Origin of the sequence: Streptomyces sp. NPDC003023 (assembly GCF_042888225.1) — a bacterium.
Taxonomy (GTDB): domain Bacteria; phylum Actinomycetota; class Actinomycetes; order Streptomycetales; family Streptomycetaceae; genus Streptomyces.
Genome location: NZ_JBIAPL010000015.1, coordinates 21,793 through 34,007, shown reverse-complemented (window position 1 = coordinate 34,007; position 12,215 = coordinate 21,793). Strand labels below are relative to the sequence as shown.

Genomic DNA, 12,215 nt, shown 5'->3' with positions numbered 1-12,215 from the left:
GCCACCCCGCCCCTGAGACACGTCACCGTGAGACATCTATGACGCCAACATAAGATCGTTCGCCAACTGCCGCCGCTTGTCCTCGTCCCAGCGGGCAGCGCCCATCTGCCAGCTGTACGAGAGCGGCACGACATGGTCTATCTGCACCTCGGCGGCCTTCGCCTTTTTCCAGGCGATGCCCTTGCCGGTGTACGGGTCGTACAGGTCCATCGAGACGACCACACAGTCCGAGCCGTCGCGGAACCGAACGTTCTGCCCATGCAACTTGAGCAAGTCGTTCCGCGTGTCACAACCGTTCCTCGTCAGCGGTATCCCGTCCGCCGTGTCCATCCACGCGTAGCCGTACTCGTCCCGGTCGTAACCGGTCCTCGGACCGCGCCCCTTGGTGGTCAGCTTCGCCATCAACTCGCGGGCGGCGGCCCTGTCCTGCTCGGTGGTGAGGGCGGCCAGCCCCGGTTCGGTGCCGCGCGGGTTGGCGAGCGGGCTCGTACCGCCTGCTTCCGGTGCGGCCTGCGAAGGGTTCCTGGCTCCCTCGGCGTCGCCCGCGTCGATGCCGATGCCGTCGCAACCGGTGAGCAGCACCGCCGCGAGCAGTGCAGCCGCCCCTGTCTCCGCCAACCCACGTCCGTTCACGGTCCGTACGGTACTGCCGGACTCAGACCTTGCCGATACCGAGGGTGTTCTGCTGGGGCAGCAGCCCGGTGCCGAGCACCGCGACCCAGTACGACCCGAGCAGTGCGGACAGACGCGCGGTGTCGTCGGGGCCGAGCGCCGCCCAGGGTGCGGCGGCCATCTCGTCCGTCTGCCGCTCGACGCGGGCGCGCAGCGCCCGCCCGTCGGCGGTGGCGGTTCCGTCGGGCTCCAGCAGGCCGCGGGCCACGAGCCGTTCGTGCGCGGCGGTCCACTCCGCCTCGCTCCAGCCGCGGCTCGTGAAGGTCTCCCGCGGGGCCGCGCCGACGGCGGCGAAGGAGACCAGCGACTCGACGGGGTCGAGACCTGCCGTCAGCAGTGCGGCTAGGTGTCCGTCGCCGCGGTGCTCGCGCAGCCGGGTGGCGGCCTGCCACAGCACGACATGGGGTGCGTCGGCCCAGGGCAGGGCGGCGTTGGCGGCGGCGAGCGGACGTCCCGCGCAGTCCGCGCTCTGAGCGGCACGCCGGGCGAGCTCGGCGGCTTCCGCGAGGTCCTTGGACGCGACGGCGTCGCCGAGCACGTGCCGGTACGTCCGGTCGACGGCGCGCAGCCTGGCGGCGAGCACGTCCTCGGGTGAGGCCACGTCCCAGATCCCCGGGACGTGACGCCGCACCATCGCCGGGCTGAAGCTGTAGAACGCGGAGCCGACCTGCGCCGCTCCGGCTTCCCCGAGGGGCGCGGCACGCCAGGCGAAGTAGCTGGGCCACCTCTCGTCGGTCGGATGGCCGAGGGCGGCGGCCTCCTCGAAGGCCTGCGGCGCGTAGTAGAGCACGGCGTGCAGGGGCTCGAGCAGGTGCCACATCTGCCGTACGCGTCCGAGTTCGTCGGTCATGGTTCCGCCTCCATGTCGCTCAGTCGTGCGATCCGCCACCATCTAGTCGCCGCCTAGATTGCACAGCCGTCGAGGAACTTGTCAATGGCTAGATTGCGCGTAACCTGATCGCATGAGCAGCGAGCGCACCTACCACCACGGCGATCTGCGGCAGGCCGTCCTGTCGGCGGCGCTCGACGTCATCCGCGTGGAGGGCCCGTCCGCGGTGCGACTGCGCGACCTCGCCCGCCGGGCGGGCGTCTCCCACGCGGCCCCGGCCCACCACTTCAAGGACCGGACCGGCCTGCTGACCGCCATCGCGGCCGAGGGCTACGAGCTGCTGGCCGACGCGTTGTCCGAGGCCCCGGACCTGCGGGAGCGGGGAGTCGCGTACGTCCGCTTCGCGATCGACCACCCGGCGCACTTCCAGGTCATGTTCCAGCCGGATCTGCACCGGGGCGACGACCCCGGCCTGCTGGCCGCCAAGGAACGCGCGTCGGCCGAACTCCGGGCCGGGGTCACCACCATGGACGCGGTGCCCGACGCACGCATCGCCGGCATCGGGGCCTGGTCCCTGGCCCACGGCTTCGCGACCCTGCTCCTGACGCACAATCTGGACGAACCCGTGGGGGACCGGGACCCCGCCGACGTCTTCCGGGCGCTCGCAGTCCTGTTCTCCGCCCCTGGCTCCGAGCACGGGCCCGGGGAACAGCACGAGTCGACCACCGCCTGACGCGTGCGTGAACACGGCTTCGTCGGACCGGGCACGGGCACCGGCACGGGCACCGGCACGGGCACCGGCACGGGCACCGGCACCGGCACAGCGCAAAGGACAGAGGGGACAGAGGACAGAGTCGGAAGACCAGGCGCTGGACTCGACGCGTTCTGAACCTCGCGGTTGACCGGACACCGGCCGTGCCCCGGGCGGGGCGCGGCCGGTGTCCTGATCACATACCGCTCAGGAGCCCAGGATCGTCGCCAGGAACTCACCCGTCCACGCCAGCAGTTCACGTCCCACCACCGGCTTGCCCCCGATCTTGCCCGTCGTCGGGCGCGGGACCAGGATCTGGTGGACCGCGGGCTTGATGACCGTGCGCGGGTACAGCCGCTTCAGGCGCAGCTCCTGCGACTCGCGCAGTTCCACCGGCGCGAAGCGGATGTTCGGGCCCTGGAGCACGATCTCGCCGACGCCGCACGCCCGCGCCAGCATCCGCAGACCGGCCACCATCAGCAGGTTCTCCACCGGCTCCGGCAGCTTGCCGTACCGGTCGGTGAGCTCCTCGCGGACCGCCTTGATGTCCTCCTCCGTGTTCGCGGAGGCGATGGCCCGGTACGCCTGGAGCCGCAGCCGCTCGCCGGGCGCGTAGTCGTGCGGCACGTGCGCGTCGACGGGGAGCTCGATCTTGACCTCGAGCGGCGGTTCCTCCTCCACACCGCCCTCCAGCGAGGCGCGGTAGTCGGCCACCGCCTCGCCGACCATGCGGACGTACAGGTCGAAGCCGACGCCCGCGATGTGGCCGGACTGCTCGCCGCCGAGCAGGTTTCCCGCGCCGCGGATCTCCAGGTCCTTCATGGCGACGTACATGCCCGCGCCCATCTCGGTGTGCTGGGCGATGGTCGCGAGGCGCTCGTGCGCGGTCTCGGTGAGCGGCTTCTCCGGCGGGTAGAGGAAGTAGGCGTAACCCCGCTCGCGGCTGCGGCCGACACGGCCGCGCAGCTGGTGCAGCTGTGAGAGGCCGAAGTTGTCGCCGCGTTCCACGATGAGCGTGTTGGCGTTGGAGATGTCGATGCCGGACTCGACGATCGTCGTGGACACCAGCACGTCGAACTTCTTCTCCCAGAAGTCGACGACGACCTGTTCCAGCGCCGACTCGGACATCTGGCCGTGGGCGGTGGCGATACGCGCCTCGGGGACGATCTCCCGGAGGCGGGCGGCGGCCCGGTCGATGGACTCGACACGGTTGTGGATGTAGAAGACCTGGCCCTCCCGCAGCAGTTCACGCCGCACGGCCGCGCCGATCTGCTTCTCCTCGTACGGGCCGACGAAGGTCAGCACCGGGTGCCGCTCCTCCGGCGGGGTGGTGATGGTCGACATCTCGCGGATGCCGGTCACCGCCATCTCCAGTGTGCGGGGAATGGGGGTCGCGGACATGGTGAGTACGTCGACGTTGGCCCGCAGCTTCTTCAGCTGCTCCTTGTGCTCGACGCCGAAGCGCTGCTCCTCGTCGACGATGACGAGACCCAGGTCCTTGAACTTGGTCTCCGAGGAGAACAGCCGGTGCGTACCGATGACGATGTCGACCGAGCCGTCCCGCAGCCCTTCCAGCGTCGCCTTCGCCTCGGTCTCCGACTGGAAACGGGACAGCGCCCGCGTCACGACCGGGAACTGCGCGTACCGCTCGGTGAACGTGCCGAAGTGCTGCTGCACCAGGAGGGTCGTCGGGACCAGGACGGCGACCTGCTTGCCGTCCTGGACCGCCTTGAAAGCCGCCCGCACCGCGATCTCCGTCTTGCCGTACCCGACGTCGCCGCAGATCAGCCGGTCCATCGGGACCGTCTTCTCCATGTCCTCCTTGACCTCGGCGATCGTGGACAGCTGGTCGGGCGTCTCGACGTACGCGAAGGCGTCCTCCAGCTCCCGCTGCCAGGGCGTGTCGGGGCCGAAGGCGTGGCCCGGCGCGGCCATCCGGGCCGAGTACAGCTTGATCAGGTCGGCGGCGATCTCCTTGACCGCCTTCTTCGCGCGCGCCTTGGTCTTCGTCCAGTCCGCGCCGCCGAGCCGGTGCAGCGTCGGGGCCTCACCACCCACGTACTTGGTGACCTGCTCCAGCTGGTCGGTGGGGATGTAGAGCCGGTCGCCGGGCTGGCCGCGCTTGGCGGGGGCGTACTCGACGAGCAGGTACTCGCGGGTCGCGCCCTGGACGGTGCGCTGCACCATCTCGATGTAGCGGCCCACGCCGTGCTGTTCGTGGACGATGTAGTCGCCGACCTCGAGGGTCAGCGGGTCGATGGTCTTGCGGCGCCGGGTCGGCATCCGCTGGCCGTCCTTGCCGGCCGCCTTCTGGCCGGTCAGGTCGGTCTCCGTGAGGACCGCCAGCTTGAGCGCCGGGTCGACGAAGCCGTAGTCGATCGAACCGCAGGCGACGTGGACGACCGAGGGCGAGATTTCGGACAGGTCGGCGTCGAGACGGGCCGCGATGCCTTCGCCACCGAGCACCTCGACCGTGCGGGACGCGGGGCCGTGCGCCTCGGTCACGAAGACGGTGCGCCAGCCGTCGGCCAGCCAGCCCTTGGTGTCCGCGAGCGCGCGGGCGGTGTCGCCCCGGTACGTCTCCGGCGCGCGCATGCCCAGCTTGACCGTGTCGTCCTCCAGGTCGGAGTCGTCCGCGGCGAACGGGGACACGGACCACCACATCATGCCGAGTTCCCGGGCCCGGTCCCGTACGTCCGCGATACCCCACAGCGAGGCCGCGCCGACGTCGATCGGGGCCTCTCCGCCGCCCGCCGTCGCCGCCCACGACGCCTGCAGGAACTCCTGGCTGGTGGCCACGAGGTCGGTCGCCCTCGTCCGTACCCGCTCCGGGTCGCACACCACGGCCATCGAGCCCTCGGGCAGCACGTCCAGCAGCAGTTCCATGTCGTCGACGAGGACGGGGGCGAGGGACTCCATGCCCTCGACCGCGATGCCCTCGGCGATCTTGCCGAGCAGTTCGCCCAGCTCGGGGTGGGCCTCCGCGAGAGCGGCGGCCCGCTGCCGGACGTCGGCCGTCAGCAGCAGTTCGCGGCACGGCGGCGCCCACAGCCCGTGCTCCGCGACCTCCAGGGAGCGCTGGTCGGCGACCTTGAAGTAGCGGATCTCCTCTACGTCGTCGCCCCAGAACTCCACCCGAAGGGGGTGCTCCTCGGTCGGCGGGAAGACGTCCAGGATGCCGCCTCGCACGGCGAACTCGCCTCGCTTCTCGACCAGTTCCACCCGCGAGTACGCGGCGGCGGCCAGCCCTTCCACGATCTCCTCGAGGTCGGCCTGCTGCCCGCTGCGCAGCGCCACGGGTTCGAGGTCGCCCAGCCCCTTGACCTGCGGCTGGAGCACCGACCGCACGGGCGCGACGACGACCTGTACGGGACCTGCGGCCGGGTCGTCGGGCGAGGGATGCGCGAGGCGGCGCAGCACGGCGAGGCGGCGGCCGACGGTGTCGGAGCGGGGCGAGAGCCGCTCGTGGGGCAGCGTCTCCCACGACGGGTACTCGACGACGCCCTCGCCGGGGAGCAGCGAGCGCAGCGCGGCGGCCAGGTCCTCGGCCTCCCTGCCGGTGGCGGTGACGGCCAGCACGGGACGGCCCGTGTCGCGGGCCAGCGCGGCCACGGCGAAGGGCCGCGCGGCGGGCGGACCCACCAGGTCGACGTGCATACGGTGGCCGTCGCCGGCCGCCCTGACCGCCTCGGCGAGCGCCGGGTCACGTACGACGGCATCGAGCAGACCGTGCAGGCTCATGAAGGCTTCCGTCCAGGAGGAGCGAGGGGCAACGCGAAGGGCCCGACACGTCGAACGGGCCGGGGGCTCCCAGACTACGGCGTGGGTGTGTCACTCGCGCGAGGGAACCGGGCCACTCCGGAGAGTGAAGGCGCTGGTTCGAGCGGCGACCGAGCGGTAAACTAAGTCCACCACTTAGTCCACTCATGATCTGTGAGGCCGCGATGGAAGCAGCCCGGCAGTACAACGTGCACGAGGCGAAGACCCACTTCTCGAAGATCCTCGAAGCGGTCGCCACCGGCGAGGAGGTGATCATCAGCAAGTCCGGCTCCCCCGTCGCGAAGGTCATCCCCCTCGCGTCGAAGGTACGCAGGACGGCCCGGGGATCGCTCACCGAGCCGGTCGTCTTCCGCGACGACTTCGACGACATGTCCGACGACGAAGGCTTCGCCGACGCCTTCGGCCTCTCTTCGGAGGACGACCGGTGAAACTGCTCGCGGACACCCACGTCGTGGTGTGGTGGTTGCTGGACTCTCCCCAGTTGTCCGACGAGACGAAGGACCTCCTCGACACGGAGGCACTGGCCTACGTCAGCGCCGTCACTCCGTGGGAGCTCGCCGTCAAGCAGGCCCTGGGAAAGCTGGACGGACCTGAAGACCTGCCGGAACGGGCCAGGGACTGCCAGCTCAGGCCCCTTCCCGTGACCGGGTTGCACGGCATCCGCGCCGGGCAACTCCCGTTCCACCACCGCGACCCGTTCGACCGGATGCTCGTAGCCCAGGCCCAGACCGAGGGCCTGACCCTCGTGACCCGCGACAAGCACATCCCCCTGTACGACGTCCCGGTGCTCCAGGTCTGAGACCACGCGACGGCCCCGGGTGTCCGCCATGGACACCCGGAGCCGTCGCGTGCGTGGCCGGCCCGGACCCCCGTACGGGACCGGCCGCCTCAATCGGTCACTCCGTCGCGATCGCGTTGAGCACGTTCATCCGGCCGGCGCGGAACGCCGGCACCAGCGCGGCGAACAGGCCCACGAACGCCGACCCCACGAAGACCGTGATGATCGTCGGCCACGGGATGTCCAGGACCCCCAGGCCCTCCAGCGCCAGCAGCTTCTGGGCCGAGGTGCCCCAGCCCATGCCCAGGCCGAGGCCGAGCAGCGCACCGAAGAGAGCGATGACCACCGACTCCAGCCGGATCATGCGGCGCAGCTGGCGGCGCGAGAGACCGATCGCCCGCATCAGGCCGATCTCACGGGTCCGCTCGACCACCGAGAGGGCGAGGGTGTTCACCACACCCAGGATCGCGACGATGATCGCGAGCGCCAGCAGACCGTAGACGATGTTGAGCAGCTGCCCGATCTGGTCCTTCAGGTCCTGCTTGAAGTCGGTCTGGTTCTGCACCTTGTACTGCGGGTACTCGGCGAGCGACTTCTTCAGCGCCGCGTACGCCTCCTTCTCCTGGCCGTCGACCGCCTTCGCGAACATGATCATGTTCGCGGGCATCTTCTCGGCCGGGATGTACCGCTCGGCGGTCGTGATGTTCATGTACATCGCGCCCTTGTCGACGTTCGTGTCGTCGGAGGTGATCGCGGCGACCTTCAGACCGGCGGAGCTGCCGTTCTTGAAGGCGACCTTGATCGTGTCGCCGACCTTCACGCCGCGCTTCTCCGCGTAGTCGCTGCCGACGGACATGGCGTCCTTGCCGTAGGCGGCGGACAGCTCACCCGCCACCGTCTCGCGGCGCAGATCCTCTGCGTACGTCGGGTTCGCGGCGACCAGTTGCAGGTCCTCCGCCGTGCCGTCGGGGGCGGTGATCTTCGCGTCGACGCCCTTGTACTCGGTGACGTGCGCGAGGCCCGGCGTCTTCTTCAGGGCCTCCTGCGCCTGCGGCACGATGGGCCCCATGGTCGCGGACTGCACGATGAAGTCCGCGCCGACCGACTTGTCGAGCTCCTCCGTCGCCGACGCGACCATCGAGGAGCCGACCACCGACAGGCACGCCACCAGGGCGAGGCCGATCATCAGGGCGGCACCGGTCGCTCCCGTACGGCGCGGGTTGCGCAGCGCGTTGCGCTCGGCCATGCGGCCCACCGGGCCGAACATCCGCAGCACCAGGGCGCTGATCACCCGCACCACGACACCGGCGAGCAGCGGGCCGATCACGATGAACCCGATCAGTGACAGCACCACACCGAGGCCGAGGAACATGGAGCCCTCGCTCGCCTTGTCCGCCTGCGTGGCGACCAGGAGGGCCGCCGCGCCGCCGCCGGTGAGGACGAGACCGATGCCGCCGCGAATCCAGCCGGCCTTGGCGTCGGCCGGCATGCCCGAGTCGCGCAGGGCCGCCATCGGCGAGACCTTGCCGGCGCGGCGTGCCGGGATGTACGCGGAGAGAATCGTGACGACGATGCCGAGCACCATGCCGACGACGGGCGTCGTCCACTTCACGGTCAGGTCGTCCGTGGACAGGGTCATGCCCACCGCGGACATCATCTTCATCAGGCCGACGGCGAGCCCGACGCCCGCGGCCACACCGGCGACCGAGCCGACCAGGCCGAGCAGCAGCGCCTCGACGAGCACCGAACGGTTGACCTGCTTGCGGCTCGACCCGATGGCACGCATCAGGCCGATCTCCCGCGTGCGCTGGGCGACCAGCATGGAAAAGGTGTTCACGATCAGGAAGATGCCGACGAGGAAGGCGATCCCGGCGAAGCCGAGCATCGCGTACTTCATCACGTCGAGGAACGAACCGATCTCCTCGCGGCCGGAGTCCGCCGCTTCCTTCGCGGTCTGCAGCTTGTACGGGCCGTCCAGCGCGGCAGCCACCGACTTCTTGAGCCGGTCGTCGCTGACGCCGGAGTCCGCGACGACCAGGACCTGGGTGAACAGGCCCTCCTTGCCGAGTAGTTCGCGCTGGGCGGTGGCGGTGTCGTAGAAGACGACGGCGGCACCGGGGTTGGTGACCTTGAAGGCGGCGATGCCGGAGATCTTCGCGGTGAAGTCACCGGTGACGGCGATCGTCCGCAGTTCGTCGCCCAGCTTCAGCTTGTGCTTGTCGGCCGTGTCCGCGTCGACCATCACCTCGGTGGGGCCGCGCGGGGCGTGGCCGGAGGCGATCTCCATCGTCTTGAGGTCGTTCTTCGTCCAGTTGGCCGCGATCGTCGGGGCGCCGGTGGTGGAGCCCATGTTCTTGTTCTCGGAGTCGACGACGGTGACGCTCAGGCTGGAAACGGCGCCCTCCGCGGACTCCACGCCCTCGACGGAGCCGAGCTGTTCGACGAGTGACGCGGGCAGCGTCTCGGGCCGGCCGGTCGCCGGGTCCTCCGTGCCCTTGGCGTCCTTGGGGCTGACGGTCACGTCGGCGGAGGACGTGGCGAAGAGCTTGTCGAAGGTCGTGTTCATGGTGTCGGTGAACACCAGCGTCCCCGACACGAAGGCCACGGACAGCAGTACGGCTATGGCCGACAGGGCCATGCGTCCCTTGTGCGCGAAGAAGTTGCGCATCGAGGTCCTGAGCACGGTCATGACGTCCGCCCGCGCGCGTCGAAGTCCTTCATACGGTCGAGGACGGCCTCCGCGGTCGGCCGCTGCATCTCGTCGACGATGCGGCCGTCGGCGAGGTAGAGGACCCGGTCCGCGTAGGAGGCGGCGACCGGGTCGTGGGTGACCATCACGATGGTCTGCCCCAGCTCGTCGACCGACCTGCGGAGGAAGCCGAGCACCTCGGCGCCCGCCCGCGAGTCGAGGTTTCCGGTCGGCTCGTCACCAAAGATGATCTCGGGGCGGGCCGCGAGCGCGCGGGCCACCGCGACACGCTGCTGCTGACCGCCGGAGAGCTGGGTCGGCCGGTGCTTGAGGCGCTCGGCAAGGCCGACCGTCTCGACGACCCTGTTCAGCCACCCGGCGTCCGGCTTGCGGCCGGCGATGTCCATGGGGAGCGTGATGTTCTCCAGGGCGTTCAGTGTGGGAAGCAGGTTGAACGCCTGGAAGATGAACCCGATGCGGTCCCGGCGCAGTCGCGTGAGCTTCTTGTCCTTGAGCCCGGTGATCTCGGTGTCGTCGAGGTAGATCTGGCCGGAGGTGACGGTGTCGAGCCCGGCCAGACAGTGCATGAGCGTCGACTTGCCGGAGCCGGACGGCCCCATGATGGCGGTGAACTGCCCTCGGGCGATGTCCACGTCGACGTGATCGAGCGCGACGACGCGGGTCTCGCCGGCGCCGTACGCCTTGACGACCTGCCGCCCCCGTGCGGCGACGGCCGTGCGCCCTCCGGTTTCCCCGTATGCGGGGGTGGTTACAGCCGTGGTCACGGTAGATCTCCTAGCTCTGGGAATCAGCGACTGGACCGGTGATCCGGATCCAGCGAATGGCATCGCCGCGGGTACGAGTCGAGTCTCGCGACGGAAGCGGTCCGGCGCGCTGGTGCGCAGCGCAGTCTTGGGCCGGGGGTTTTCCCCACCCCCGTCCGGTGCTGCCTCGTGCAGCGGCCTCAGCTGCGGCCGTAAGAACAAGTTAAGGAGCGCCACCCGGCCTTCACGTCGTCCGCCGGGACGAACGTCCCCTGGGCAGAAGTAAGGAGGAGCCCCTAGGGGGACTCCACCTCGGGGTGGACCCGTCGTACGACGAGACTGCACCCTCCCGCTGCGTGAGCTTCAAGTGAGATGGTGTCCCGGAAATAGATGCATGAGGAAAGGACCCGAGGGACGCCATGGGAAGCACCGGCCGCACGCAACCCTTGTCCGGCGCCGCGGCGGATCCGGCCACTCCCCGCGGACGAGGCCCGGTCGTCGCCGCGCTCATGATGGGGATGGCGCTCGCCGCGCTCGACGGAACGGTCGTGTCGACCGCCGTGCCGCAGATCGTCGGCGACCTCGGCGGCTTCGCCGTCTTCTCCTGGCTGTTCTCGGGCTACCTCCTCGCCGTGACCGTCACCCTCCCCGTCTACGGCAAGCTGTCCGACACCTTCGGCCGCAAGCCGGTCCTCGTCGCCGGTATCGTCCTCTTCCTCCTCGGCTCCCTGCTCTGCGCCCTCGCCTGGAACATGGCCGCGCTCATCGCCTTCCGGGTGGTGCAGGGCCTGGGCGGCGGGGCGCTCCAGGGCACGGTGCAGACCATCGCCGCCGACCTCTACCCGCTGGCCGAACGCCCCAGGATCCAGGCCAAGCTGTCGACGGTGTGGGCCACTTCGGCGGTCGCCGGTCCCGCGATCGGCGGACTGCTCGCCGGGTACGCCGACTGGCGCTGGATCTTCCTCATCAACCTGCCGGTCGGCGCGGTCGCGCTCTACCTCGTCCTGCGCCACTTCACGGAACCCGCCCGGCCCGCCCCCGAGGCCCGGCCGCGCATCGACTGGGCGGGTGCGCTGTGCGTGTTCGCGGCGGGCACCCTGCTCCTCACCGCCCTCGTGCAGGGCGGCATCGCCTGGCCCTGGATCTCGGCCCCGTCCCTCGGCCTGCTCGGCGGCAGCGCGGTCCTGGTCGCCGTCACGGTCGCCGTCGAGCGGCGCGCCGCGGAGCCGATCATCCCCGGCTGGGTCTGGCGCCGCCGCACCATCTCCGCGGTCAACCTGGCGCTCGGCGCGCTGGGACTGCTGATGGTCGCTCCCACCGTCTTCCTGCCCACCTACGCCCAGTCCGTGCTCGGCCTCGGCCCGATCGCGGCGGGCTTCGTCCTGTCGGTGATGACCCTGAGCTGGCCGGTCAGCGCGGCTCTCTCCGACCGCGTCTACACCCGTATCGGCTTCCGGCGGACCGCGATCTGGGGCATCACGGCGGCCGTGCTCGTCCTGCTGGCCTTCCCGCTGCTGCCGTTCCCGGGCGAACCGTGGCAGCCGGCCCTGCTCATGCTGCTGCTCGGCGCGGCGCTCGGCCTCTTCCAACTCCCCCTGATCGTCGGTGTCCAGTCCACCGTCGGCTGGTCGGAACGCGGCACCACGACCGCGTCCGTCCTCTTCTGCCGCCAGGTCGGCCAGTCCGTGGGCGCGGCGCTGTTCGGCGCGATCGCCAACGCCGTCCTCGTCTCCCGGCTGGGCGGCGGCAGCCTGGACTCGGTGTCGCACGCCCTGGAGAACCCGGCCGCGCTGACGGCCGACGCCGCGGAACGACTGCGCCGCGCGGTGGACGCGGCCGTCGACCACGTCTACGTGGGCGCGGCGGTGGCGGCGGGACTGGCTCTGCTGGTGCTGGTGTTCGTGGCCCCGAAGCGCTTCCCGGTCCGTACGGACGGAGAGTGACGGCCCTGC

Annotated in this window: 8 protein-coding genes and 1 pseudogene; 4 read left to right on the top strand and 5 right to left on the bottom strand. The window is 70.5% G+C overall.

Going from position 1 to position 12,215, the window contains the following annotated elements:
• Positions 1-48: 48 nt before the first annotated feature.
• Positions 49-633 (bottom strand): annotated as a pseudogene (locus ACFYV1_RS32100) (HNH endonuclease family protein); the annotation flags it as partial.
• 22 nt (positions 634-655) lie between these two features.
• Positions 656-1,522 carry a hypothetical protein gene (locus ACFYV1_RS32095; RefSeq protein WP_389399162.1) on the bottom strand — a complete coding sequence of 289 codons (867 nt, stop codon included), beginning with the start codon at positions 1,520-1,522 and terminating at the stop codon, positions 656-658.
• Between the two features lie 112 nt (positions 1,523-1,634).
• Between ACFYV1_RS32095 and ACFYV1_RS32090 the strand changes: the two genes are divergently transcribed.
• Entirely contained in the window at positions 1,635-2,234 is a 600-nt protein-coding gene (locus ACFYV1_RS32090; protein WP_389399161.1) for a TetR/AcrR family transcriptional regulator, read from the top strand.
• A gap of 225 nt (positions 2,235-2,459) precedes the next feature.
• Here ACFYV1_RS32090 and mfd read toward each other — a convergent pair whose 3' ends face one another.
• Positions 2,460-5,993 (bottom strand): transcription-repair coupling factor, encoded by a 3,534-nt coding sequence (mfd, locus tag ACFYV1_RS32085; RefSeq protein WP_389399160.1) that lies wholly within the window; start codon positions 5,991-5,993, stop codon positions 2,460-2,462.
• A gap of 203 nt (positions 5,994-6,196) precedes the next feature.
• Here mfd and ACFYV1_RS32080 point away from each other — a divergent pair, with 203 nt between their 5' ends.
• Together ACFYV1_RS32080 and ACFYV1_RS32075 are read left to right on the top strand one after the other, a co-directional pair.
• Complete coding sequence (locus ACFYV1_RS32080) at positions 6,197-6,460, top strand: type II toxin-antitoxin system Phd/YefM family antitoxin (RefSeq protein ID WP_389399159.1); 264 nt, start codon at positions 6,197-6,199, stop codon at positions 6,458-6,460.
• Entirely contained in the window at positions 6,457-6,831 is a 375-nt protein-coding gene (locus ACFYV1_RS32075; protein WP_389399158.1) for a type II toxin-antitoxin system VapC family toxin, read from the top strand. Before ACFYV1_RS32080 ends, ACFYV1_RS32075 begins: the two co-directional genes overlap by 4 nt.
• A 97-nt stretch (positions 6,832-6,928) precedes the next feature.
• On the opposite strand, the gene ACFYV1_RS32070 is transcribed toward ACFYV1_RS32075, so the two are convergent.
• Positions 6,929-9,499 carry an ABC transporter permease gene (locus ACFYV1_RS32070; RefSeq protein ID WP_389399157.1) on the bottom strand — a complete coding sequence of 857 codons (2,571 nt, stop codon included), beginning with the start codon at positions 9,497-9,499 and terminating at the stop codon, positions 6,929-6,931.
• A complete protein-coding gene (locus ACFYV1_RS32065; protein WP_389399156.1) occupies positions 9,496-10,284 on the bottom strand; it encodes an ABC transporter ATP-binding protein in 789 nt (262 codons plus the stop codon). The genes ACFYV1_RS32070 and ACFYV1_RS32065 overlap by 4 nt, the downstream gene beginning before the upstream one ends.
• Before the next feature lie 398 nt (positions 10,285-10,682).
• Here ACFYV1_RS32065 and ACFYV1_RS32060 point away from each other — a divergent pair, with 398 nt between their 5' ends.
• On the top strand, positions 10,683-12,206 hold the full coding sequence (locus ACFYV1_RS32060) for an MFS transporter (protein ID WP_389399155.1): 1,524 nt from the start codon (positions 10,683-10,685) through the stop codon (positions 12,204-12,206).
• Positions 12,207-12,215: the final 9 nt, after the last annotated feature.